This is a genomic window from Chryseobacterium gotjawalense, assembly GCF_030012525.1.
Lineage (GTDB): Bacteria > Bacteroidota > Bacteroidia > Flavobacteriales > Weeksellaceae > Kaistella > Kaistella gotjawalense.
On record NZ_CP124855.1, the window covers coordinates 1,532,115 to 1,558,230 of the forward strand.

20 protein-coding genes, 2 tRNA genes, 3 rRNA genes and 1 riboswitch are annotated in these 26,116 nt (G+C 38.4%); of the genes, 6 read left to right on the top strand and 19 right to left on the bottom strand.

Translation table 11 applies throughout. The features are described from left to right. Window positions 1–62 precede the first annotated feature (62 nt). Complete coding sequence (locus tag QGN23_RS07070; protein WP_282906281.1) at window positions 63–629, top strand: hypothetical protein; 567 nt, start codon at window positions 63–65, stop codon at window positions 627–629. Between the two features lie 87 nt (window positions 630–716). Here QGN23_RS07070 and QGN23_RS07075 read toward each other — a convergent pair whose 3' ends face one another. Further along, complete coding sequence (locus QGN23_RS07075) at window positions 717–914, bottom strand: dodecin family protein (protein WP_133438710.1); 198 nt, start codon at window positions 912–914, stop codon at window positions 717–719. A gap of 384 nt (window positions 915–1,298) precedes the next feature. Further along, window positions 1,299–1,404, top strand: a riboswitch (SAM riboswitch). A gap of 132 nt (window positions 1,405–1,536) precedes the next feature. Between QGN23_RS07075 and QGN23_RS07080 the strand changes: the two genes are divergently transcribed. The 3 genes from QGN23_RS07080 (at window position 1,537) to QGN23_RS07090 (ending at window position 4,734) form a co-directional block, all read left to right on the top strand. After that, window positions 1,537–2,832 (top strand): O-acetylhomoserine aminocarboxypropyltransferase/cysteine synthase family protein, encoded by a 1,296-nt coding sequence (locus tag QGN23_RS07080; protein ID WP_282906282.1) that lies wholly within the window; start codon window positions 1,537–1,539, stop codon window positions 2,830–2,832. Window positions 2,833–3,407: 575 nt separating this feature from the next. Continuing rightward, complete coding sequence (locus QGN23_RS07085; RefSeq protein ID WP_282906283.1) at window positions 3,408–3,761, top strand: ISAon1 family transposase N-terminal region protein; 354 nt, start codon at window positions 3,408–3,410, stop codon at window positions 3,759–3,761. A gap of 28 nt (window positions 3,762–3,789) precedes the next feature. Beyond that, on the top strand, window positions 3,790–4,734 hold the full coding sequence (locus tag QGN23_RS07090) for an ISAon1 family transposase (RefSeq protein ID WP_282906284.1): 945 nt from the start codon (window positions 3,790–3,792) through the stop codon (window positions 4,732–4,734). A gap of 147 nt (window positions 4,735–4,881) precedes the next feature. Here the strand turns inward: QGN23_RS07090 and rrf are convergent. The 5 genes from rrf to QGN23_RS07115 all read right to left on the bottom strand — a co-directional run bounded on the left by rrf (window position 4,882) and on the right by QGN23_RS07115 (window position 10,281). Continuing rightward, a 5S ribosomal RNA gene (gene rrf, locus QGN23_RS07095) occupies window positions 4,882–4,989 on the bottom strand. Between the two features lie 180 nt (window positions 4,990–5,169). Continuing rightward, window positions 5,170–7,932: ribosomal RNA gene (locus QGN23_RS07100) — 23S ribosomal RNA — on the bottom strand. A 367-nt stretch (window positions 7,933–8,299) separates the two neighbouring features. Further along, window positions 8,300–8,373 (bottom strand) — tRNA-Ala (locus QGN23_RS07105). A 94-nt stretch (window positions 8,374–8,467) separates the two neighbouring features. Continuing rightward, window positions 8,468–8,541 (bottom strand) — tRNA-Ile (locus QGN23_RS07110). A gap of 223 nt (window positions 8,542–8,764) precedes the next feature. Further along, window positions 8,765–10,281, bottom strand: a 16S ribosomal RNA gene (locus tag QGN23_RS07115). Together the 16S, 23S and 5S rRNA genes with 2 tRNA genes alongside form the textbook arrangement of a ribosomal RNA operon. A gap of 1,386 nt (window positions 10,282–11,667) precedes the next feature. On the opposite strand from QGN23_RS07115, the gene QGN23_RS07120 reads away from it, so the two are divergent. Further along, on the top strand, window positions 11,668–11,934 hold the full coding sequence (locus QGN23_RS07120; RefSeq protein WP_133439681.1) for a transposase: 267 nt from the start codon (window positions 11,668–11,670) through the stop codon (window positions 11,932–11,934). Between the two features lie 23 nt (window positions 11,935–11,957). Next, window positions 11,958–12,854, top strand: a complete 897-nt coding sequence (locus QGN23_RS07125) for an IS3 family transposase (RefSeq protein WP_282906285.1) — start codon at window positions 11,958–11,960, stop codon at window positions 12,852–12,854. Window positions 12,855–13,151: 297 nt separating this feature from the next. Here the strand turns inward: QGN23_RS07125 and QGN23_RS07130 are convergent, their stop codons facing one another. The 13 genes from QGN23_RS07130 to QGN23_RS07190 all read right to left on the bottom strand — a co-directional run bounded on the left by QGN23_RS07130 (window position 13,152) and on the right by QGN23_RS07190 (window position 26,116). Then, window positions 13,152–13,529 carry a septal ring lytic transglycosylase RlpA family protein gene (locus QGN23_RS07130; RefSeq protein ID WP_282906286.1) on the bottom strand — a complete coding sequence of 126 codons (378 nt, stop codon included), beginning with the start codon at window positions 13,527–13,529 and terminating at the stop codon, window positions 13,152–13,154. A gap of 342 nt (window positions 13,530–13,871) precedes the next feature. After that, window positions 13,872–15,173 (bottom strand): 30S ribosomal protein S12 methylthiotransferase RimO, encoded by a 1,302-nt coding sequence (gene rimO / locus QGN23_RS07135; RefSeq protein ID WP_282906287.1) that lies wholly within the window; start codon window positions 15,171–15,173, stop codon window positions 13,872–13,874. Window positions 15,174–15,530: 357 nt separating this feature from the next. After that, window positions 15,531–16,388, bottom strand: coding sequence for a glucose-1-phosphate thymidylyltransferase RfbA (gene rfbA / locus QGN23_RS07140; protein ID WP_282906288.1), 858 nt, complete (start codon window positions 16,386–16,388; stop codon window positions 15,531–15,533). 67 nt (window positions 16,389–16,455) lie between these two features. After that, window positions 16,456–16,854, bottom strand: coding sequence for a four helix bundle protein (locus QGN23_RS07145; protein ID WP_282906289.1), 399 nt, complete (start codon window positions 16,852–16,854; stop codon window positions 16,456–16,458). 56 nt (window positions 16,855–16,910) lie between these two features. Then, the gene (rfbB, locus tag QGN23_RS07150) at window positions 16,911–17,990 is read right to left on the bottom strand and encodes a dTDP-glucose 4,6-dehydratase (RefSeq protein ID WP_282906290.1); all 1,080 of its coding nucleotides are present in this window, start codon (window positions 17,988–17,990) and stop codon (window positions 16,911–16,913) included. Window positions 17,991–18,114: 124 nt separating this feature from the next. Further along, on the bottom strand, window positions 18,115–18,660 hold the full coding sequence (gene rfbC, locus QGN23_RS07155; protein ID WP_282906291.1) for a dTDP-4-dehydrorhamnose 3,5-epimerase: 546 nt from the start codon (window positions 18,658–18,660) through the stop codon (window positions 18,115–18,117). Window positions 18,661–18,666: 6 nt separating this feature from the next. Next, the gene (locus tag QGN23_RS07160) at window positions 18,667–19,677 is read right to left on the bottom strand and encodes a Gfo/Idh/MocA family protein (RefSeq protein ID WP_282906292.1); all 1,011 of its coding nucleotides are present in this window, start codon (window positions 19,675–19,677) and stop codon (window positions 18,667–18,669) included. 202 nt (window positions 19,678–19,879) lie between these two features. After that, window positions 19,880–20,872 (bottom strand): MraY family glycosyltransferase, encoded by a 993-nt coding sequence (locus QGN23_RS07165; protein WP_282906293.1) that lies wholly within the window; start codon window positions 20,870–20,872, stop codon window positions 19,880–19,882. A gap of 24 nt (window positions 20,873–20,896) precedes the next feature. Next, window positions 20,897–21,931, bottom strand: coding sequence for a hypothetical protein (locus tag QGN23_RS07170; RefSeq protein WP_282906294.1), 1,035 nt, complete (start codon window positions 21,929–21,931; stop codon window positions 20,897–20,899). Between the two features lie 6 nt (window positions 21,932–21,937). After that, window positions 21,938–23,074 carry an NAD-dependent epimerase/dehydratase family protein gene (locus QGN23_RS07175; RefSeq protein ID WP_282906295.1) on the bottom strand — a complete coding sequence of 379 codons (1,137 nt, stop codon included), beginning with the start codon at window positions 23,072–23,074 and terminating at the stop codon, window positions 21,938–21,940. 28 nt (window positions 23,075–23,102) lie between these two features. Next, a complete protein-coding gene (locus QGN23_RS07180; protein WP_282906296.1) occupies window positions 23,103–23,702 on the bottom strand; it encodes a DapH/DapD/GlmU-related protein in 600 nt (199 codons plus the stop codon). After that, window positions 23,692–24,780 carry a glycosyltransferase family 4 protein gene (locus tag QGN23_RS07185; RefSeq protein ID WP_282906297.1) on the bottom strand — a complete coding sequence of 363 codons (1,089 nt, stop codon included), beginning with the start codon at window positions 24,778–24,780 and terminating at the stop codon, window positions 23,692–23,694. Before QGN23_RS07185 ends, QGN23_RS07180 begins: the two co-directional genes overlap by 11 nt. Continuing rightward, a complete protein-coding gene (locus tag QGN23_RS07190) occupies window positions 24,758–26,116 on the bottom strand; it encodes an O-antigen polymerase (protein ID WP_282906298.1) in 1,359 nt (452 codons plus the stop codon). Before QGN23_RS07190 ends, QGN23_RS07185 begins: the two co-directional genes overlap by 23 nt.

A 26,116-nucleotide genomic window follows, 5' to 3' on the forward strand; every position in this document is an offset into this window, starting at 1 on the left:
CTTCAGGGGATTTTTTGTATGTTTACCTTTTTATTAAAGAACCTATTATTAAAAACGAAAACATGAAAACACTTCTCTATTTCGCACTCTTACTTCCCATCAATTTCCTGGCGCAGGAACAAACCACGTCCGAAAAATTCTGGACACAATTAGCAGCACATTGTGGAAAAGCGTATGAAGGGGAAATAATTTCTGGAGGTGCTGAAGGCGATGGATTTACCGGAAAAAAACTGGTAATGCACGTTCGGTCATGCGAAAAAAAAGAGATTAAAATTTCATTTTTCGTAGGTGACGATAAATCCCGAACATGGGTTTTGCATATGAATCCCGACAAAATTTTAAGTTTAAAACACGATCACCGCAATCCCGACGGGACACCGGAAAAAGTAACGCAATATGGTGGCACAAGTTCAAATGTCGGTCTGGAGAATCTTCAAATGTTTCCTGCTGATGCACACACCACCGCAATGTTACCAAAAGCGGCTACTAACGTTTGGTGGTTTACTGTTGATGGTGAAAGCTTCACTTATAACCTTCGCAGAGTCGGAAGCGACCGTTTGTTCACCGTACGATTTGATTTGACTAAAACGATTGAAGCACCAGGTGCGCCTTGGGGAACGAAAAATTAAAATCAATCGCAAAATCATAGATTCAGAATAAAAAACATCCATTTTGAAACCACAAAACGGATGTTTTTTCATTGCCAAATATTTTAATTATTCAACCCTGAAAGAAACCTTACAAACGCATCCGTAAGTTGAAATTTCGCCATCTTTCACATGGCATTTCATGTCTTTTACATAAACGCTGTCGATGTTTTTTATCGTTCTGGAAACTTCTTTTACGGCATTTCTCACAGCGTCATCAAAACTAATTTCTGAAGTAGCAATTACTTCAAGTACTTTTACAATCATAATAGGTGTTTTTAAGTTACCCTAAATTTAATCTAAACATTGCAAACGAAAGAAGATTTAACAAACTTTAATACAATGGGTTAAGAATAAATTTAAGTCTAATAATTAGGTACTTAGATAAAAATCCCTGATAAACGGAGAAGAATTAATCTGAATCAATCATTCTGAAATCCGCGAGTACCAACTCAACAATTTGAATTTAAACGATAAAATAACAACACCGATTTCTTTAGAAAAAGCGAAATCATAAAAAAATAGCATTTCTATTTAAATCGACTTACAAATCAATAGCTTAAAAAAATACACGTAAAATATAACTGACATTTTTTGGAGATTCAAAATATTTATATAGATTTGCACTCTAATCGTTCTTTAAAAAATCGCAACTTATTCAGAAAAGTGGAGGGAATTGACCCTTTGAAACTTTGGCAACCTGTTTAGAAATAAATAAGGTGCAAAATTCAACTCGCCAGCGCGGGAAAGATAAGTCAGATATTAAAATTTAGAAAATATAAATTCTATATATTAAGCTCTTTTGATTTGTCGAAAGAGCTTTTTTATGCTCTTTCGACAAGTATTTTCAAAGGATAAGTTGCAAAATTTAAAACAAATAAATTAAAATATGAGCAATTTAAAATTTGAAACTTTACAGGTTCACGCCGGTCAAACCGTAGATCCAACCACCAACTCACGAGCTGTTCCGCTCTACCAAACCGCCTGTTATACCTTTGATGATGCAGAACATGCAGCCAATCTTTTTGGGTTAAAAGAATTCGGGAATATCTACACCCGTTTGATGAATCCAACCACCGATGTTTTCGAAAAAAGAATGGCAGCTTTGCATGGCGGTATTGCCGCTTTGGCAACAAGTTCCGGTCATGCCGCACAGTTTTTAGCTTTGACAAATATCCTTCAAAACGGCGACAATTTCGTGAGTTCTCCCTATTTGTACGGCGGAAGTTATAACCAGTTCAAAGTCTCTTTTAAAAAATTAGGAATAGAAACGCGCTTTGCAGATAATAATCATCCGGAAAGTTTCGACCGGTTGATTAACGAAAGTACGAAAGCTATTTACTTGGAAACCATCGGAAATCCAAGTTTAAATATCCCCGATTTTGAGGCGATTGCCGAAGTTGCCAAAAAACACGGTATTCCATTAATTGTCGATAATACTTTTGGAGCCGGCGGTTACCTTTTCCAACCCCTGAAACATGGTGCCAATATCGTAGTAGAATCGGCTACCAAATGGATCGGCGGCCACGGAACTTCTATTGGTGGAATCATTATTGATGGAGGAAATTTCGATTGGGGCAACGGAAAATTCCTGCAATTATCCGAACCTTGTGAAAGTTATCACGGTTTGGTATTTTCAGATGTTTTTGGGGTAGATTCTCAGTTTGGAAATATCGCATTCGTCATTAAAGCCAGGGTTGAAGGTATGCGTGATTTCGGTCCTACGATTTCCCCGTTCAATTCTTTCCTTTTGTTGCAAGGGTTAGAAACATTGTCGCTTCGCTTAGAAAGAACGGTGAGTAATGCGCAAACAATCGCTGAATATTTGGAAGATCATCCTAAAGTAGAAAAGGTACTTTATCCGGGATTACCGAGTTTTCCGGATCATGAAAACGCCAAAAAATATTTAAAAAGAGGTTTTGGCGGCGTGTTGAGTTTTGATATTAAGGGTGGAAAAGAGTCCGCTGTGAAATTCATTAATCATCTTTCCTTAATCAGTCATGTTGCCAATGTTGGGGATTCGAAAACATTGATTATCAACCCGTCATCCACCACCCACGAACAACTTTCCGACGCTGAAAGAGAAAAAGCGGGCATTCGTCCCGGTCAAATAAGATTGAGTGTGGGAATCGAACATATTGACGATATTATCGCTGATTTGGAATCAGGTTTTTCGATCATTTAATTACTAAGGTTAAAAGAAAAGAGTGAAATTATTCACTCTTTTCTTATTTAATCGATCTGCTGAACAGGTGAGTTTCTCTAACAATTTTAGAATTTATAAAGTGTAAAATAATGTTTCAGTCAGTTAACCTGAAGAATATCTTTAAACCCCAATATTCTGATCTCCGACCTTTTCAATAAATGAAGAAGTGGGGATTGGTTACAATCTCAGCCAAAGCATTTCGATAGAAATTATTTTATTTTTACTTCCATGCTGAGCATTCAGTCGATTAAATTGATTGATCTTTTTGGTTAACTTCTTAAAAAAAAGCGCTGCCAGAATAAGCAACGGTATTATTTCTTTAAAATCAATTTAATAATTAAAAGGTTGAATTTCAGAGGCAATATTTTATATTCAATAACAAAAGTTTGTTGCTTTTAACCTTCAAAATTTGACTCTTTTTATTGAAAACAAACTTTAGTAGTTTCTGATTTTAAATTATAATATCTTTTGGATCAAATTATTGTGGATCAATCCCATTTTTCGGATCAATCCCAAAACTTGGGGAGAAAAGATAAATTTAATAATTTTGTTAGATGCTAAATGAAACAGAAGTCCTCAAATTTTTATTACCTGAATTTTTAATTGACCATTTTGAGATTGTGAAATTCGAAGAAGTAAATAAAGTGCTACATCTTTATTTTGAAGAAAAAAATACGATTCCAAAGGAGTTTTCTTCTCTTACTTTGCAGTCAAAGGGTTTTCTGCCGGAAATAACGGTAGATGATTTTCCACTGCGCGGAAAGTCCGTGAAACTGCATATCAAACGCCGAAGATGGACGGATGTAAAATCCGCAAACATTATTCAAAGAGACTGGAATCTCATCGCCAAAGGAACTCGCATGACACATGATTTTGCGGAGTTCTTAAAAAAAATCAGCCGATACTAAAGCGCTTCCCTGTAAAACCATAGCAGAAATGTATGGCATAAATGGAAAGAAATTTCAAAGACAATATAAAAAAAGCATCAGCGATTTTAAAGACTGGGATCAAAAACAACACGCTGAAGACTGGATCTTATATTCTGAAAACCTCTCTGACCAGCTTTCTTTAGATGAAGTCGCTCTTTCAGACGGGGAATTGTACACCGTTCTTACTTGCAAGAAAGCGAAAGGCAAAAAAGGAAGCATCGTAGCCATTATTAAAGGTACTCAAAGCGATAAAGTCATTGAACAGATACTGAAAATCAGCAGAAAACTCCGACAGAAAGTTAAAGAGATCACGCTCGACATGGCAGGTTCAATGAAACTCATTGCCAAAAGATGTTTCCCCAATGCCATTCAGGTCATCGACCGTTTTCATGTTCAGAAGCTCGCCACAGAAGCATTGCAAGACCTCAGGATACAACATCGGTGGCAAGCCATTGAATTGGAAAACAATTGTTTGACAGAAGCAAAAGAAAAGAAGAAAACTCCTGAAATTGAAATTTTTGAAAATGGTGATACCAGAAAGCAACTCTTGGCAAGAAGCCGATATTTACTCTACAAAACCAGGGAAAAGTGGACATCAACACAAAATGAAAGAGCACAAATACTGTTCTCTCACTATCCTGATTTAGAAAAAGCGTATAATTTATCAGACGGGCTGAGGAAAATTTACAATCAAAATATTCAAAAGTCTGTAGCAATCCTAAAATTAGCACATTGGTTCAAAGAAGTAGAGGAATGTGGGTTTAAATCATTTTCAGTACTCATGAAGACCATTATGAATCATTACAATGACATTCTCAATTATTTTGACCAAAGAAGCACCAATGCGTCGGCAGAATCTTTTAATGCGAAAATAAAAAACTTCAGATTACAACTTCGAGGGGTAAAAGACAAATCATTTTTCCTTTTCAGATTATCCAAAATTTTTGCTTAGTCCCCAAGTTTTGATACTGATCCCTGATTTTTAATTTTAATATCTTTTGGATCAAATTATTCTCCGTCTTTCTTTTGTATTTCAGTTTTTTTCCTGGGTTTAGGTCATAAAAAAAGCCCATCAAAATAAATTGATGAGCTTTAAAAAAACTGGCGGCGACCTACTCTCCCGCGTTAGCAGTACCATCGGCGCTAGAGGGCTTAACTTCTGTGTTCGGAATGGGAACAGGTGAGCCCCTCTGCTAAAACCACCCTAAAGGTTGTTTTGTACAAAAGGATGTACAGTATATGTTATTAGTAGATAAAAGATGATAGAAGAAAGATAAAAGACATTACAGTCTTGCTTCTTTAATCTTGGTTCTTTCAGTCTAACTAAAAAATCGATAAAAACGTTCACAAAGAGCAAACCTTGTTGCACTTCCAAGTACCTTAATTAGGCAATAAATCTACGGGTAATTAGTACTACTCGGCTATGACATTACTGCCTTTACACCTATAGCCTATCAACGTTGTCATCTCCAACGACCCTTAAAAGATGTCTCATCTTGAGGCAGGTTTCGCACTTATATGCTTTCAGTGCTTATCCTTTCCAAACGTAGCTACTCAGCGGTGCTCCTGGCGGAACAACTGATACACCAGAGGTTTGTTCAAATCGGTCCTCTCGTACTAGATTCAAGCCCTCTCAAACATCTAACGCCCGCAATAGATAGAGACCGAACTGTCTCACGACGTTCTGAACCCAGCTCGCGTGCCACTTTAATGGGCGAACAGCCCAACCCTTGGGACCTTCTCCAGCCCCAGGATGTGACGAGCCGACATCGAGGTGCCGAACCTCCCCGTCGATATGAGCTCTTGGGGGAGACTAGCCTGTTATCCCCGGAGTACCTTTTATCCTATGAGCGATGGCCCTTCCATACGGAACCACCGGATCACTATGTCCTGCTTTCGCACCTGATCGACTTGTAGGTCTCACAGTCAAGCACCCTTATGCCATTACACTCTACGCACGGTTACCAAGCGTGCTGAGGGTACCTTTGAAAGCCTCCGTTACTCTTTTGGAGGCGACCACCCCAGTCAAACTACCCACCACGCAATGTCCTTCCGTTAGGAAGTTAGGCTCCAAATAAACAAAGGGTGGTATTTCAACGTTGACTCCACCGACACTAGCGTGCCAGCTTCAAAGTCTCCCACCTATCCTACACATTGTTTATTCAAAGTCAATACGAAGTTATAGTAAAGGTTCACAGGGTCTTTTCGTCCCATTGCGGGTACTCGGCATCTTCACCGAGACTACAATTTCACAGAGCTCATGGTTGAGACAGTGCCCAGATCGTTACACCATTCGTGCAGGTCGGAACTTACCCGACAAGGAATTTCGCTACCTTAGGACCGTTATAGTTACGGCCGCCGTTTACTGGGGCTTCAGTTAATTGCTTCGGTTACCCTAACAACCTTCCTTAACCTTCCAGCACCGGGCAGGTGTCAGACCCTATACAGCATCTTTCGATTTAGCAGAGTCCTGTGTTTTTGATAAACAGTCGCCTGGGCCTCTTTACTGAGGCCAGCATTGCTGCTGGCGTCCCTTCTTCCGAAGTTACGAGACTATTTTGCCTAGTTCCTTAACCATGATTCACTCTAGCACCTTAGGATTCTCTCCTCGACTACCTGTGTCGGTTTTGGTACGAGTTGCTTCACTTCGGCTTTTCTTGGAAGCACTTTCCCTACAACAACTTCGCCCGAAGGCTAGGTCTTGACTATTCCGTCAGTCTCCAGTAAGTACGGCACTCCGTCCCCTTTTTAGTGTGAGCAAGTATGGGAATATTAACCCATTATCCATCCACTTCCCCTTTCGGGTTCGCGTTAGGTCCCGACTAACCCTCAGCTGATTAGCATGGCTGAGGAAACCTTAGTCTTTCGGTGAGGGGGTTTCTCGCCCCCTTTATCGTTACTTATGCCTACATTTTCTTTTCTGTCCGCTCCACAACATCTCACGACACTGCTTCGGCGCAAACAGAATGCTCCCCTACCAGATATAATTCAAAAATTATAAATCCATAGCTTCGGTACTATACTTATGCCCGATTATTATCCATGCCGAACCGCTCGACTAGTGAGCTGTTACGCACTCTTTAAATGAATGGCTGCTTCCAAGCCAACATCCTAGCTGTCAATGCAGTTCAACCGCGTTATTTCAACTTAGTATAGATTTGGGGACCTTAGCTGTTGGTCCGGGTTCTTTCCCTCTCGGACATGGACCTTAGCACCCATGCCCTCACTGCTGCGAAACATTTATTAGCATTCGGAGTTTGTCAGGAATTGGTAGGATTTGACTCCCCCGCATCCAATCAGTAGCTCTACCTCTAATAAACTTGTCGCAACGCTGCACCTAAATGCATTTCGGGGAGTACGAGCTATCTCCCAGTTTGATTGGCCTTTCACCCCTACCCACAAGTCATCCGAAGACTTTTCAACGTCAACCGGTTCGGTCCTCCACTTTGTGTTACCAAAGCTTCAACCTGCCCATGGGTAGATCACAAGGTTTCGCGTCTAATACTACTAACTAAGCGCCCTATTCAGACTCGCTTTCGCTCCGCCTCCGTACCTGAAGTACTTAAGCTCGCTAGTAAAATTAACTCGTAGGCTCATTATGCAAAAGGCACGCCGTCACCCAACTTGTGGGCTCCGACCGCTTGTAGGCGTACGGTTTCAGGTTCTCTTTCACCCTTCTATTCGAAGTGCTTTTCACCTTTCCTTCACAGTACTTGTTCACTATCGGTCTTTCAGGAGTATTTAGCCTTGGAGGATGGTCCCCCCATATTCAGACAGGATTTCACGTGTCCCGCCCTACTCATTTATCATCTATGTATGCCTTTTAAATACCGGGCTATCACCGTCTATGGCTGTTCTTTCCAGAACATTCTTCTAAACATATAAAGACTTTTGGGCTAATCCGCGTTCGCTCGCCACTACTTACGGAATCTCTTCGATTTCTTTTCCTCCGGGTACTTAGATGTTTCAGTTCTCCGGGTTTGCTCTCTAATAAATTAGAGTGACTGGTCTTCAACCAGCCGGGTTGCCCCATTCGGACATCTGCGGATCAATTCGTGTGTGCCGATCCCCGCAGCTTTTCGCAGCTTACCACGTCCTTCGTCGCCTCTGAAAGCCTAGGCATCCGCCATACGCCCTTAACGATTTCTTTCCTAATAATATATTAGTTCAGTTTTGTTGTCTAACATTGCTGTTAGACTAGTTTTATTTAAACTCGGCACTCGAAAGTGCTCGGTTTTCTCTTTGTGATGTTCTTATCGTTAATGTCAATGATCTTGTATCTTATTACTTCCCTGATGAACAGAAATTGTTTTTGGCTCTTTCCGTAACTTTTAAATCAAAGTCATAATATGTGAATAATATAGGTATCGATCCTATCAAACTTACTAATTACTTAGTCCGCTCTGCCTCCTGGCATAATTCTTAAATCTGTAATGTAATTATCTTCTATGCTTGCTTCTTTTTTGAAGCTTTTCGTTACATTTCTGTAACTATTCCCGTTATATTCCTATAACTTGTGGAGAATAAGGGAGTCGAACCCTTGACCTCCTGCGTGCAAGGCAGGCGCTCTAGCCAACTGAGCTAATTCCCCGCTAGTATGAGACTTTGAAGAGTAAAGAATAAAGAGTAAAGACTAATAAATCGTCTTTTATCTTGCTTCTTTTACCTTCCCGTCTTATTATTAGTAGTCTCGGGCAGGCTCGAACTGCCGACCTCTACATTATCAGTGTAGCGCTCTAACCAGCTGAGCTACGAGACTTCATTTAGATTTGAGATTTTTAGACTTTAGATATTAGACTTTATGTCTCTCATCTATTATCTACCCATCTCTGGTCTCTCTTTCCCTGATTACTAATCCTAGTGGGTATATTTTTAAATAATCAACCGTCCAAATAAGAAAAAACTGAAGCTAACTTTGAGCAAGTGCTCTGATACTTGCGTATCGTGTTGTTTGTTTATACTCTCCTAACGAAGAGTCTCAAAAATGAGATGTTCCAGCCGCACCTTCCGGTACGGCTACCTTGTTACGACTTAGCCCTAGTTACCTGTTTTACCCTAGGCAGCTCCTTTTACGGTCACCGACTTCAGGTACCCCAGACTTCCATGGCTTGACGGGCGGTGTGTACAAGGCCCGGGAACGTATTCACCGCGCCATGGCTGATGCGCGATTACTAGCGATTCCAGCTTCATAGAGTCGAGTTGCAGACTCCAATCCGAACTGAGACCGGCTTTCGAGATTTGCATCACATCGCTGTGTAGCTGCCCTCTGTACCGGCCATTGTATTACGTGTGTGGCCCAAGACGTAAGGGCCGTGATGATTTGACGTCATCCCCACCTTCCTCTCTACTTGCGTAGGCAGTCTCACTAGAGTCCTCAACTGAATGTTAGCAACTAGTGACAGGGGTTGCGCTCGTTGCAGGACTTAACCTAACACCTCACGGCACGAGCTGACGACAACCATGCAGCACCTTGAAAAATGTCTTGCGAAAGGTCTATTTCTAAACCGGTCATTTCCCATTTAAGTCTTGGTAAGGTTCCTCGCGTATCATCGAATTAAACCACATAATCCACCGCTTGTGCGGGCCCCCGTCAATTCCTTTGAGTTTCATTCTTGCGAACGTACTCCCCAGGTGGCTAACTTATCACTTTCGCTTGGTCTCTGAAGCTTGCGCCCCAAAAACGAGTTAGCATCGTTTACGGCGTGGACTACCAGGGTATCTAATCCTGTTCGCTCCCCACGCTTTCGTCCCTCAGCGTCAGTTAAATTATGGTAACCTGCCTTCGCAATTGGTGTTCTAAGTAATATCTATGCATTTCACCGCTACACTACTTATTCCAGCTACCTCTAATTTACTCAAGACCGACAGTATCAACGGCAGTTTCATAGTTAAGCTATGAGATTTCACCACTGACTTATCGGTCCGCCTGCGGACCCTTTAAACCCAATAAATCCGGATAACGCTTGCACCCTCCGTATTACCGCGGCTGCTGGCACGGAGTTAGCCGGTGCTTATTCGTATAGTACCTTCAGCTTTCCACACGTGGAAAGGTTTATCCCTATACAAAAGAAGTTTACAATCCGTAGGACCGTCATCCTTCACGCGGGATGGCTGGATCAGGCTCTCACCCATTGTCCAATATTCCTCACTGCTGCCTCCCGTAGGAGTCTGGTCCGTGTCTCAGTACCAGTGTGGGGGATCTCCCTCTCAGGACCCCTAAAGATCATCGACTTGGTGAGCCGTTACCTCACCAACTATCTAATCTTGCGCGTGCCCATCTCTATCCACCGGAGTTTTCAATATAAGCAGATGCCTGTTCATATATTATGGAGTATTAATCTTCCTTTCGAAAGGCTATTCCCCTGATAAAGGTAGGTTGCACACGTGTTACGCACCCGTACGCCGCTCTCTCTCTCCCGAAGAAGAAATACCGCTCGGCTTGCATGTGTTAGGCCTCCCGCTAGCGTTCATCCTGAGCCAGGATCAAACTCTCCATTGTATGTTTGTCTGACTCACTCAAAGTTATTATCGCTTTAGTTTTTCCTTACTTTTTTGGTTGTTATTTGTATGTCAATGATCTATTGTTCTTTTCGCGTATATCCGGAAACTCTTTCTGTCGTTGGTTCCGAATTGCGAGTGCAAAAGTATAAAGTTTTTTATTAATGACCAAATGTTTATCGAAGAAATTTAAAAGTTTTTTAAGTAACCATTAAAATCCTCTCATCCTCATTCAATCCGCTTCTACTTCGCTCCCCACTCTTTCGATTTGGGATTGCAAAGATAAGAAGTTTTTGTTAATTCACAAGCTTTTTTTAAATTAAATAAAAGAAAGCTAATCCTCTTATTCTTTCTATATATTACCTGTCCTGTCTACTTCGCTACTCTGTTTTTTAGAGTGGTGCAAATGTAGGCTTACTATCTATATCTTGCAACTTATTTCGGACCTAATTTGAAAATGTGAATAACTAATAATGCAACTTATTAATTAATAGTGAAATACGAACTCAATGGAGTTATCCACTTTATGTGGAAATACCGAAAGAGACTGAGTTTATAGAAAAACACTACTAAAACCAAAGACAAGAGCAGGGCTTAGACGGGGAAACTGCAGATATTGGAAAATAGTTCCTGCATATATATAAGACAGTTTATGAAAAAATTCAAAAAAAGTACGGTCTTTCTTTTTTACATTCTAACCGTAATGTAAATCCTCGCGTAAGATTTCGGCTTGTGAGGAAAATTCTCCCAGACGAAATTACTCTGGAAGCTTACTGGAAGATTTTGATTTTAGTTGTAGACATTATTAGACTAGTCATCTGTTACCTTATTTCAAAATTAGAGTGTAGTCATTTAACAGTAAACTAATTCTTATCCAAGAAAGTCTAAAGTTCTGTTTAAAAAAAATGTCAACAAGTAATACTATATGAGAAGCCAATATTAAGGAGTTGTATCAAAAGTGAGGAAATGCGATATTTCTATATACATACCGTTTTACTCATCATGCAAATATTTTCGATAAAATTTAAAAAATTAGTTTGAATCAAATTTAAACATACTCATATAATTTACTATTTTTGTTAAATGACAAATCGCTTTGAACACCTTCAATTATGTTTGCAGGAGTTTATTGTGGAAGTCTTTCAATTTATCAGCACAGAATATCCTGATTCCGTTCTCTTCTATTTTTAAGAAAAAACCAGTGTGTAACTTTAATTAAATGAAATTTAAAATAAGTTCTTTTTTCTGAAACTCCTTTTGATGCACTTTCCTGTTTTGAGATCTCTTTCCAGAAATGACAGCATGAAATATTAAAAAAACAAGTCATATTGTAATCTTCCCCAAAAATAGGATCATTTAAAAATATAGTTTTTAAATTTGAAAGACTATGAAAAACAGTAAATTTTCAGAAGTTCAGATCATCAAGATATTATCTGAACAAAATCAAGGAAAAACGGTGAATGAGATTTGCCGGGAGCATGGAATTAGCCAGCCAACCTTTTACAAGTGGAAGAGTAAATATGGTGGATTGGATGTTCAGCAACTTTCAAAAATGAAAGAGATGGAAAAGCAACTTTCGCAATATAAAAAGATCGTAGCTGAGCAAACTTTGGAGATTGTCGTCTTAAAAGATGTGATCGAAAAAAAGCTCTAACGCCTTGTGAGAAGCGTGAGTTGGTGGATTATTCGAAAGAAATCCATAACATGAGTTTGCGCAAGGCGTGTAAAGTGTTCAGTTTAAGAAGTTCAGTTTATTATTATCGTCAGGTATTTAAAAGTTCAGATGATGAGATCCGTGCAGAACTTATTTTACTTGCAGATTCTAATCAAACGTGGGGCTTTTGGATGATGCACAATCGGTTGAAAAACTTAGGCTTTGGATGGAATCACAAAAGGGTTTATCGGATTTATAAGTCGATGAGATTAAATTTGCGAAGTAAAAGGAAAAAGCGGCTTCCAGCACGGATAAAACAACCACTGGTTCGCCCTATCTATCCGAACGTTACTTGGAGCATGGATTTTATGCACGACAGCTTGGAAAATGGCAAAAGCGTGAGAACCCTTAATATCATTGACGATTTTAACAGAGAGATTTTAAACATCACTATTGATAGCAGCTTGCCCTCTGCAAAAGTAATCTCGCAATTGGAACAATTAATTGAATGGCGGGGAAAACCTGAAAAGATAAGAGTGGACAACGGACCGGAATTTATTGCAGAAAAGATGAAAGATTATTGCAACAAAGAAAATATCGAACTGGGCTTCATTCAACCAGGGAAACCTACACAAAACTCATTGATTGAGAGGTTTAACAGAACGTTCCGGACAGAGTTTTTAAGTGTTTACCTCTTTGAGAACATCAGACAAATGAGAAATTATGCAGAAATATGGATGTGGATGTACAATAATGAGAGACCGCATAGTGCGTTACAATACCTTACGCCACATGATTTTTTATTGAAATATGGAAAACTCAATCAAAATAGCGCAAATGAGTTTCCCACATTCCAACAAAATTTCAACAACGACAACAATAAAATATTAACAAAAAACTCTACTTTTGAGTGTGCCTAAACAAGGGAAGATTACAATATATTTCTGGACAGATTGCAATCTTTTCATTATGAAGCCTCCTTCCTGCCTTACGGGTCAGCATACAGTCAGCATACACTACCAGTTGGTATAAGTTTGGGTGCAATAGAATCCGGGTAACAGGAGTTTGAAGGGTGCGGCTTTATTCTGCATCGAACCCATTTAATTTTTCTCCTGAAGTCTTGTGCCTGGTCTAAGAAGAGGCGGCTCAGTTCGTCCCAATAAAAAAGCCGACTCCTATGAGACGGCTTTGGTTGTTTTTTAACGTAAAAGTTAATGTTAATCGATTTCGATAATTTCGTATTCAACGGGCATTGTTCCTTTTCTAGGATCCCCGATGGTTTGGTACGCTGCCTTAGAAAGATCGAGTGCTCTGGAAGAATGAAAAGGACCACGGTCATTTATTTCTACAATTACACTTTTTCCTGATCTCAGGTTGGTTACTTTTAACATAGTCCCGAAAGGAAGCGTTCTATTGGCGGCAGTTAATTTTTCATTACTGAAAACTTCCCCGCTAGCTGTTTTTTTACCATTAAACTTATCATGGTAAAACGATGCAAAACTTGTTTTTTTAGCATCTTCGGCAGTTGTCTTAAAAGAAAACAAGCCGAGTGTTGAAATCATCATTATGATTAGGAGTATTCCTCTTTTCATCATTTTGAATTTATTTTATGGGTTTTGACTCTGCAAATTTATCCCGAAATTGACTTATACAACACTCCGACCGTTAAACAGTCTTAATGAATTGTTAAATTTTTGTTAACAACTCCCGCATTCCCTTTAATACCGCCTATCTACAATCTATGTTAAATTGTGTTAAAAAACACCTCCATATGTTAACAATATTAACTAATTACTGCATAGCAAGCCAACATTCGGAATAATAATTACCTGACTAACAGTTAATTAAACAAAAAATACTTCCGGAAAACCCAGAAGTATTTTTTCATTAATAACCTTTACACAATTGTCAAAAAAATGACCAAATATTGCAATATCTTAAACTAATTCGCCGTACAAATCAAACTCTTCCGCCGAAGTAATTTTGATATCGGCAAATTCACCGATGGACAAATACGTGTTTTCTGCCGGAACCAAAACGGTATTGTCAACATCCGGGGAATCGAACTCTGTTCTTCCCACGAAATAATTTCCTTCTTTACGGTCGAAAATACACCGGTACACTTTCCCGATTCTTTCCTGGTTTTTCTCCCAGGAAATCTGCGATTGTAATTCCATAATTTCCTCAACTCTCGCTTCCTTTACTTCCTGAGGAACGTCATCCTCCAGAACGTAAGCGGTCGTATTTTCTTCATGGGAATATGTAAAGCAACCTAAGCGGTCAAATCTTTGCTCCCTAACCCACTCTTTCATTTCCTGGAATCTATCTTCTGTCTCTCCCGGGAAACCGACAATCAGGGTTGTTCTGATTGCCATATTAGGAACTTTTTCTCTGAATTTATTCAACAATGCATTGGTTTTTTCGTGAGAAGTTCCACGTTTCATGGCTTTCAACAAATCAGAATTGATGTGTTGTAACGGGATATCGATGTAGTTACAAACTTTCGGTTCGTTTTTAATGATCTCTAAAACATCTTCGGGGAAACCAGTTGGGAACGCGTAATGCAAACGGATCCATTCAATTCCTTCTACTGTTACCAAACGCAAAAGCAAATCGCCCAAGGCTCTTTTCTTATATAAATCTAAACCGTAATAAGTTAAATCCTGCGCAATTAAAATGAGTTCTTTAACTCCCTTTTTCGCTAATTTTTCTGCTTCAATCACTAAGTTTTCAATTGGTGTTGAAATATTTTTTCCTCTCATTAAAGGAATCGCGCAGAAAGAACAGGGGCGGTCACATCCTTCAGAAATCTTCAAATAAGCGTAATGTCTTGGCGTGGTCACCATTCTCTCGCCCACCAGTTCGTGTTTGTAATCGGCGCCCAAATGTTTTAATAATAAAGGTAAATCACGGGTACCGAAATATTGATCAACATCCGGGATTTCTCTTATTAAATCCGGTTTGTATCTCTCTGATAAACAGCCCGTCACAAAAACCTGCTCTACTTCGCCTCTGTTTTTCGCCTCAACAAATTCCAGAATGGTATTGATGCTTTCCTCTTTGGCATTATCAATAAAACCGCAGGTATTGATAACCACGATATCACCTTTTTCTTCGTGTACCACCTCTTTTCCGTTGGCTTGCAGTTGTCCCATCAACACTTCAGAATCATATACATTTTTGGAACAGCCTAATGTTACGATATTGATTTTCTTTTTTCCGACGGATTTTGTACGCATATTTTTAATATAATAAGTTGATTAGCAATTGCTAATTTTTTGTGGGTGCAAATTTAGTGATTTATTTGTTAGAGAAAACCAAAATAACTTTGAAGATTTAAAAGAAAAAAAATCCTTTCAGCGGCAGTTCGCCCAAAGGATTTTAAATATTCTTAGCGCATGCTTAAATTTTGTTTTAAAAACCACAAAAGGCACAATAGCGCTGATCTTTTTTTAAGTTTTTCAAAAGAACAAATAAGGAAACTGCCCTAAAAAGGTGTCTTTTTACTCTTTCAGAAGTTTTTATTTCCAAATTATTGTTATTTAAATATTTTTTTCATTTCAAAACAGGCCTATTGAAATTTAGAAATAAAAGTTTTACACCAGCTTCTTCAGATAATCACCATAACCGCTTTTTCCGTATTTTTCAGCAGATTTCAGCAACTCTTCTTTATTAATGAAACCTTTCACGTAAGCGATTTCTTCGATACAGGAAATTTTGAATCCCTGTCTTTTCTCCAAAACCTTTACAAACTCTGAAGCTTCATGCAGAGAATCGAAAGTTCCGGTGTCTAACCAAGCTGTTCCGCGGGACATTACACCGACTTCCAACTGTCCTTTTTCAAGGTAAATTCTGTTGACATCTGTAATTTCCAGTTCTCCTCTTGGTGAAGGTTTCAGGTTTTTTGCAATTTCAACTACCGAATTATCATAGAAATATAATCCCGGAACGGCAAAGGTAGATTTTGGTTCTTCCGGTTTTTCTTCGATAGAAACTGCTTTTAAATTTTCATCAAATTCAACGACGCCGTATCTTTCAGGATCTGAAACCTGATAAGCGAAAACGCAACCTCCTTCTACACTGGTTTTACTTTCCAAAAGCTCCGGCAAACCCGCACCGTAGAAAATATTATCTCCCAAAACCAAGGCAACAGAATCGTCACCAATAAACTCTTCGCCCAAAATAAACGCCTGGGCTAAACCGTCTGGACTCGGTTGCACTTTATACTGAATCGTACAGCCTATCGCCGAACCATCTCCCAAAAGCTTAATGAATCCTTCCTGATCGTGAGGTGTTGTAATAATTAAAATATCCTTAATCCCGGCCAACAACAATGTCGAAAGCGGATAATAAATCATCGGCTTGTCGTAAACCGGCATTAACTGCTTGCTAACCGCGATGGTTAATGGATAAAGTCTTGTTCCGGAGCCGCCGGCGAGTATTATTCCTTTCATAATTTGAGTGATTGAGTATTTGAGTGATTGAGTATTTGAGTGTTTGAGTGTTTGTGTTGTTGAGCTATTAAGGATTGAGGTTTTTAGGTTCAGAAAAAGTCCATTTTTTAGCATTGACGGTCATTGAAACGATCATTCCTAAAATTTCATCATATTTTTTATACAAATCTAAATAGGTATTTTCATCAATATATGCGCATGCGAATGCAAAATCTAACCAATTTTGAGTTTCCGCCGCTTCACCGTCTGCATCATTGAGTTTACTGATAAAAGACTTTTCATATCTTCTCTTTCTCCAGGCTTCGGTAATGTTTGCATTAACAGAACGGGAGGATCTTCTTATCTGATCGGTTAGTGAATATTTTTCTTCCTGAGGAAACTTTTTTGAAACCGTATATATTTCCATTGCTGCAGAAAATGCTTTTTGATAAACAACTAAATCTTTATGGAATTTCACAAAAGTCATATTCTAAATTTTCACATTATTAAACTCAAAAACTCAATAACCCAAATACTCAATTACTAATTATATTGCTCTGCATAGTATTTCTGATAATCTCCGGACGTCACATTTTGCAGCCATTCTTTATTTTCGAGGAACCAGTCGATTGTTTTGCTTAATCCCTGTTCGAAAGTTACGGAGGGTTTCCAGCCCAATTCTTTATTGAGTTTTGAAGCATCGATGGCGTAGCGAAGATCATGACCTGGACGATCTTTCACATAAGTGATGAGTTTTTCTGAACGACCCGCTGGATTCCCCAATTTTTCATCCATTTGTTTGATGAGTTCTTTGACCAGATCAATATTTTTCCATTCGTTGAAACCACCGATATTGTATGTTTCTCCGGTTTTTGCTTCAAAAAATATCTGATGGATCGCTTTGGCGTGATCGATAACGTAGAGCCAATCTCTGGTATATTTTCCGTCACCGTAGATTGGAAGCGGTTTTCCATTCAAAATATTAGAAATACACAATGGAATTAATTTTTCCGGGAAATGATTGGGACCATAATTATTGGAACAGTTTGAAATAATAAACGGCATTCCATAGGTGTTTCCGTAAGCGCGGACCAAATGGTCAGATGCTGCTTTACTGGCGGAATATGGAGATTTCGGATCGTAAGCTGTCGTTTCTAGAAAAAATCCGGTTTCTCCTAAACTTCCGTAAACTTCATCGGTAGAAACGTGATAGAATAAATTTTTTCTGGTTTCATCAGGAAAGTTTCCGTGTTGATGATCTGGATTCAGTGTCCAGAATTCTTTGGCTAAATTCAAAAGATTTGCCGTTCCGTTGACATTGGTATTAATAAATGCATTTGGATCGGTGATGCTTCTGTCCACATGACTTTCTGCTGCCAAATGGATAATTGCGTCGGGATTATATTTTTCAAAAACTCTTCGCAATTCATCCACATTGGTAATGTCTGCTTTTTCGAAAACATAATTCGGTTCGTTTTCAATGTCTTTTAAATTTTCAAGATTCCCGGCGTAGGTCAAAGCATCGAGATTGATGATTTTAGAATCCGGATGATTCTTTACAAATTCACGAACGACGTGAGATCCGATAAACCCGGCTCCACCGGTGATGATTATGTTTTTCATAGAAATTGAATGCTTAGTATTTGAGTGTTTGGGTGTTTGGGTGTTTGAGTATTTGAGTATTTGAGTATTTGAGTATTTGAGTATTTGAGTTAAACGTTTAAATTAATTCAAAAATACTGAAATCTTAAAAATTCATTTCTGCAAAGGTCGGCAAATTTTGGTCTTTTTCAGAAAGAATGATTGCGTCCTTGGGAAGTTTCCAGTCGATATTCAAATCTTTATCATTCCAGATGACACTTCCTTCGGATTCTTTATCATAGAAATTATCGCACTTGTAGGAGAATATGGCAGTTTCACTTAAAACTGAAAAGCCGTGTCCAAAACCTCTTGGCACATAGAGCTGCAATTTGTTTTCAGGAGTCAATTCTACGCCGAACCATTTCCCGAAAGTGGGAGAATCTTTCCGTAAATCTACGGCCACATCGAAAACCTTTCCTTCTAGACAAGAAACGAGTTTTGCCTGAGCATGTTCGCCTTTTTGCAAATGAAGTCCTCTCAAAACACCGTAGGAAGATTTGGAAATGTTATCCTGCACGAAATGGCCGTTTAAGCCGGTTAATTCTTCAAATTTCTGTTCATTGAACTTTTCATAAAAATAACCGCGCTCGTCTTCAAAAACGGTGGGTTCAATGATGTAACAGTCTTTTAGGGGAGTTTCTTTAATTTTCATCTGGCTTTAATTTGAGGAATAAATATTTTCTATCATTTTCAGTACTTTCACACTGTCGTCTGTGGTTGTTTGAATTTCTTTTCCGTGGCGTAAAAAATCGATTACATTCCTGTACAGATGCTGGTGATTCTGGGCAGAACCTTTAAAGCTTCCGTAATCATTGGCTCCGTTCGTTGCAGGTAATTCGGGTGCGGTATAATCTTTAATTATGCATTTTTCCACATGGTTCATGTATTGTCCGCCCACTTTCACAGAACCGTTTTCGGCAATAATGGTGAGGGAACTTTCCAGATTTTCATTCCACACGGAAGTCGAAAAGGTAAAACTCCCCATACCTCCGGAGGCGAAATCAAAAGTGATGATGCCGCTGTCTTCAAACTCCGTTAAATGAGAATGGTTGAAGTCGGCAAATTTGGATTTGATATTGGTAATATCGCCAAAAAGCCAGAACATAATATCCAGATAATGGGAAAACTGCGTATAAAGCGTCCCGCCATCCATATTTTTGGTTCCGCGCCATGAGCCTTTTGCATAATAATGTTCGTTTCTGTTCCAGAAACAAGCAATCTGCACCATAAATAAATTCCCTAAAATTTCGGATTCAATTAAATCTTTCAACCACAAGGCCGGTGGCGAAAACCGATTTTGCATGACCGGGAAAATATGAACGCCGTGTTGAACTGCCACCTGTTCCAACAATTCTACTTGAGCCGACTGCAGCGCAATCGGTTTTTCGATAATAACACTGATGTTGTGCTCGATAATGGTTTTCGCCTGTTCAAAGTGCAGACCATTAGGGGTGCACACCGCAATCAGGTCCACCGGAAGTTGAGAATTAAAAAAGTCTTCTAAACAACTGAACCCGGGAACCCCCAAAACCTCCGCTTTCGCTCCGGTGATGAATTTCGGATCAATAAGAGCCACCAGTTCATAGGCTTCATTCCGGGCAATCATCTGTGCATGTCTTCTGCCAATATGCCCGTAACCGAGTACGGCTGCTTTTAGTGTATTTTCCATTAATAGTCAGCCTCAAATTTACAAATAAATTTTGTTTAATTCCAGTTTATCCTTTACAAGGACAAAAATAATCATTTTTACCGAAAAGGCCTTATTGAATTCAACCTATACTTTCTAAAATGAATTTTTATATCACATTTTAAGTCTCTGATCTGTCATGTGTCAGTCTCTTTGATCCATCATCTATTATATCTATCCCGGATTACTTCGAAGAAATCTTCCTTTTCACCCAATATTTCACCATCACATAAATTACAACCGCAGGAACCAAAATCACTATAAAACTGAGCCCATCCGGAAAGTTGACAAAGACAACAACTGTATTGATGCCCAATTGAAGGAGTGCATAGAACCAACTTATTTTAAGATGAGAGACCTTCAGGTCGTTGGCGAAAAGCTGATACAGATGCCGTCGATGCGCATCGAAAATATTCTCTTTTAACCTTAGCCTTTCAATAATGGTAAGAATTGCATCTGCACCATACACCGTGAGAAAAAGAATCCACTTCAGTTCGCCAGTCTTTAGCATTAATAAAGCCAACAGGGCAATTACCCAAAAAGCGATACCCATGCTGCCGATGTCACCCAGGAAACACTTGGCTTTTTTTCGGAAATTAAAAAAAAGAAATACCAAACAGGCTAACATCGGATAAATGATGAAATCCTCTGCTACAAAAGCAGTCACATAGTAATTAACATACCATAATGACCCCAAAACTACCAGACTGTACATTCCTGACATGCCATTAATTCCATCCATAAAATTATAGGCATTCAAAATACCGATAATCAAGATATAAAATACCGGCGTCATCCACCAGGGAAATAACTGAAATGCATTAAGAAAGCAAAGCAGCAAAGTCACGGCAATGAAATGAAATATCAGCCGAATTTTACTGGACAAATCGATGACGTCATCAATAAAACTTATGGCACAGATCATCAGTAGACCTGCTCCAAAAATCCAGAAATTAGGTTCTACAGAAGGAAGGAATAAGCGGTAATCATTCCGTACAATTGTGGAGCCCATCAATAACAAATAGGCAAACAGAAAGATAATCCCCCCTCCACGTAAGGTAATTTCGGTATGGGCACTTCGGTGATTGGGTTTGTCGATGATATTGTAGTAGTTGGCAACTTTGAAATAAACCAAAATAAGGGCAAACAAAATAAAACTGGTAATAAAATACTGCATGTAGAATTTCTCTTTAAATTATATTCAAAATCTATCGTTGATCCAAATGTTCGACTCTTTTTCAAAAAAGAGACAATTGAGCCAACCGGTAAGTGAGGCCCGTTCATATAAATCCATTGATATTTCCTGGTAGTCGTTCATAAAAAACCCCTCGTTCAAGACGATGTTTTTTCTGTCAATAATAAAAATATTTACCGGATTATAAAAGGAATATTTGATGACTTCCTGATTTGTTGTAATTAATTTTTTTCCGGCTCCTATGGCTTCAAAAACCCTGAGCGTCAAACCGCTCTGTGAGGGATGGTTCACGTCTAAAATAACATTAGACTCATCATACCACCTCACAATATCACTGGCACTTAAACTTTTAAAACTCAATTTTTTAATATCAAACTGCAAAAAGGTTTTATCCAATTTCCTCTTTAAATAATACACTATTTTGTTAGGTATATAATAATAATAGTAAGTCCGCAATCCTTTGCTCAGGCACCAATCATTAACCTCCCGGGTAATTCTGTACCGGTCTGAATGAGCGGTTCCTAAAAAAATCAGATCAAATTTTTTATTTGTGCAGGAATTCCGGATCTTCCTGTAATCATCGAGAAAAAACAAAGGTCTGAAATTTAAACCATACGCTGCCGCATCTTCTGCATCAAAAGAAAATTTTCTGTCGAAAAGATCGATTATTTTTTCGGGATGTCTGTTGTTTTTGAAAGAGTCCCAGGTATAAAATATTTTTATACAATCAGGCATTTGCTGTGTTAATTTCTCTAAAAAAAAGGCGGGCATCACCTCACCCTTATTCACCAGTAAATAATCAAAATGTTGATTTTTTATGTGCTCAAATACCTTATGATAATACCGGTCGATCTTACACTGATACCAACTCTTTTTGACACGGATAATCCCCTTAGCCCAAATACTGTTGGCAGGTCTTTCATCAAAATACAGTACGGTGGCACCCAATTCTTCCAACTTAGCTTGAATTTTTTTTTCCAAATCAAAAGTCTGCACAGAGAAGAACAGAATTTTTTTTCCAAAAAATTTATTTTGATTCATTTCCCTTTATTTATACAATCCTTTTTTCTTCATCTCCTCCAGAGAGTAGCTGAGCTTATCCTCGTGAATTTCCTGTTCCAAAACCCAGTCGGTAAACTGCTTAATCCCTTTTTCAAAACTTACCTTAGGGATAAAGCCTAATTTGGAATTGATTTTTGATAAATCTGCAAAATTATGACGGATATCTCCCATTCTGTAATTACCTGAGGTGTCTATGGGAACCTGCAGTCCGAAATTTTCACAGAGCATTTCAGCCACGCACCGTATGTTGGTGGCAACACCAGCCCCTACATTAAACACATTATTATTGGCTTCGACTTTTTCCAGGCCTAACAGCGTCGCCTCCACTGCATCATCAATATAGACAAAATCCCGGCTTTCTTTTCCATCTTCAAAGATATTGATAGCGTTGCCATTTTTAATCCGCGTAGAGAAAATTGAAAGTATGCCCGTATAGGGATTGGTCAAAGACTGACCTGGACCATAAACATTCTGATAACGCAAAGACACGCCGGCAATACCTACCGTGGGACACACGGTCATCACCAGCTGTTCCTGCGTCTGTTTGGTAATTCCATAAACCGAAGAGGGATGAATTTTTGACTCCTCACAGGTGGGCAGGACTTCCAACAGTTGATCATCATGATACTTAACTTCGAAATCGCCTTGCTGCATCCTTTCATCCTTCCTGTGGTCTGGATATACGATGCCCAGTTCAGGGTGGCGGTATTTGCCTTCCCCATAAATGGAGCGGGAAGAAGCGACCACAACCTTCTTTACTTTATAATTACCGTTGACAAGCAAATCGAGCATTAAGGAAGTACCTGCGATATTCACCTCCGTATATTTTTCCACCTCGTACATCGATTGGCCTGTGCCTGTTTCTGCAGCCAAATGTATGACAGCATCCTGGTCTGGTAAAACCTTCTGCCAGTCTTCTTTATGCGTTACGGACCCTTGAATAAATCTCACCTTGTCCTTAATATTGCGGTAAAGGGGCGATGATTGATTAGGATTACAGCCATGAACCTGTGGGGACAAGCTGTCCAGAACAGTTACATTATAGCCTTTATTGAGGAGTTCGAGCGCCAGATTCGATCCTATAAATCCTGCCCCTCCTGTTATGAGTATATTTTTCATCATTTATTTTAATCAACATCCACTGATTCCGCTATATTTTCTCCCAAATTTTGGTAACAAAGTTAAACTTTTTTATTGGCTTAGCAGGCGATCCTACTGCAATAACGTTGGGAGGAATACTTTTGGAAACCACAGAATTCGCACCAATAATACTGCCTGTTCCGATAGTAACGCCCGGCAAAACAGACACCATCTCACCGATCCATACATTATCTTCAATCACGACAGGCTTCGAAAATAAATGCCGCTGACTTGGGACTGATGCAGGATGACTGTCGTGCTGGTTTCCGCCATAACTTCCGTGAGCGCAGTCCGAAATATAAATTTTACTCGCCAACAGCACGTTATCACCAATACGCACCGATTCCGTTGCAGTGATATGAACATAATCATTCATCTGGAAGTTTCTGCCGAAATACAGCACTTTTTCATCGCGGTTGGGATAAGCCTCAATCCTGCAACCTGAACCGGTAGTAAACCCTTCAGAGACGTGAATGAACCTTATGCCACGCACGTCAATGGGAAACCTAATCAATCTCGCTTTGGGAAACAGCAGTTTTGTTCTTATTAGATTAAAAAACATCACCACAGTTCCCCACAGCCCGTACCTTCTTAGAATACTACTCTTCATATAAATCTTTGTAAAAATTTAAATACTCCTCACTTGTTTTATCCCAACTGAACTTTGCGCTCTGCAAAATCCCTTTTTTGATTAACTCCTGTCTAAAATCGTGCTCCTCTAAATGTTTTATGGCTTTCCCAATCTTTTCTGGTGCTATATCGCCAATCAATATAGCGGCATCCCCTGCCACTTCCGGAATAGAAGAGCTATGATTTGCAATCACCGGGCAGTGTGTTTTCATCGCTTCTAAAATGGGAATGCCAAACCCTTCATAGGAAGAGGGATACAAAAGAGCAAATGCCTTATTATAAAGCAAATTTAACTTACTATTCTTCAGTCCTGAAAGCACGGTATAGCCAGAACCAAGATACTTTTCCACTAAACTATTTTCGGTACTGCTCAAAGGTTCACCCACGATTACGAACTGATAATCTTTTATACATTCCTGCATGCCCTTTACAGCAATATCAAAATTTTTATAATGCGACCGGTGTCCTACATACAGTACATATTTACCATTTTGTAACGCTTTAAAACGGCGATCTTTTAAGGATATATCAAAATCATTATCGATTTTAAAATAATCATCGCTCACGCCATTATAGATGACCCGTATTTCTTTCGTTGAGGCTTCAGGAATATAATGCAATAAATCTTTTTTCGTATTTTCAGAAATACAGATAATCCCTTTTGATTTTCGGACCGCCTGTTTTTTCTGCTGCAGATTAATCCATCGCGCTAAGCCACTTCTGAATTTTTCAGCGGTCAGATCGTGAATGGTCGTAACATTAATCGCATATTTAGAATTGCTGTACCGATAATAGCTTGAATGAAAAATTGTCTTATTGGATATTTTCTTAGTAAAAGGCAGATATCTCCTGATCTTTAAATTAAAAGCAGTTTCCTTTTTTACAATTTTCAGCTGGAGTTCGTTTCTAAAAAAATTCAATGAATTATTTCCATGGTCAAAAAATATACAATTTTCTTTAGAAATAATAAATCGTTTGATCAACTCGTTCCAATATACAGAACCCCCTCCTGAACGCTGCAAAGAAAAAATGATATTATCGAAGATGATGTTGATCATGATGAATTCTTAAAAAAAAATAATAAAAAAATTGAGGTAAAATTAATAAAAAGAAAGCAGTAAAAAAAAATTGATATAAGAAGGTTGCTATCTCCCCCCTGCTGAAATCTATAATCATTGCAAAAAAAATAAAATTTAAAATCTGATTTCTATTTCTTTGAATATTTGAAATTAAATACCCAAATATTAAATAAATAAAAAAAGGCCCCAAAATACCAAAATTGATGAAAGCTTCAGAAACCGGCGTGTAAGCAAATCCTATAACCGTTCTATTTCCGTAAAATTTTCTGATAAAGGAATTGGCTAAGGATATTGGTTTATCACTGTAAATATCACGAGGAATAAAAGTCAATACTGGATAAGTAACAAAAGTTTCACCATTTTTAAATTGATAATTACTGCTTCTTAAATAATCATCTACTTCAAAACTGAGGGTAAAAAAAGGGTACACAAATTCGTTACTCGTCATGGTCATTATGAAATCATTCTGTTTGGATGTGTGATCGGAAAACAGATGTGCCCTTATTGTTCCTAAATAATTAAAGAATAAAACCATAAGCAGAATACCCAAAAATCCTAAAAAATTAAATTTAATTTTTTTGATATTTACATATACCCAATAAGCTCCTAAAACAATAGGTATGAAATCTCTGCGATTTCCCGCACTCAATTGTAACAGAATATAATATATTAGAAGGACACTTATATAAACTAAAGTTTTCTTTGATAATTGTTTATAAAAGAATATAAAGTACAAATATATGCTGGTGATAAGTAAACCAAAGATAACATCTAATTGGCTTATGTTTTTAAACAGATCAAATCTATTACCCCCTAACATTGCGCTGGGGTTAAAAAACATTCCTATAGAAATAAAAAAATAAGATTTGTATCCTATAAGAGAGGTGAGTAAGATAAGTAATAAAGAACTATATGCTTTATTTACTCTTTTAATACTGATTTGTTCCTGGTAGGCAGTATCATACCGTATAGGTTTTTGAATTAACCAGGTCACTATAAAGGCTGGAATTGTAAGAGCATATATTAAGGAAGCCAAATAGATATCAGCCGGCATCTCCCCTTGTATTACAGTATAAATAACCGCATTATAAATGCCATAAAGAAATAAAAAAATAAGAAAGATAATAGCAGTATTATTGGCTAACAGTTTAGGAGAACGGTTTTCTATAACAAAAAATCCTAAAAATAAAGAATAGACAAATAATAAAATAAGCAGCAGATCATTGGGATAAGTATACAGTAATCCGTAACCTATTATCAACAAAACAGCCTGTATAAAACCGGTTAAAACAAATATTTTCTTTAATTTGTTCAT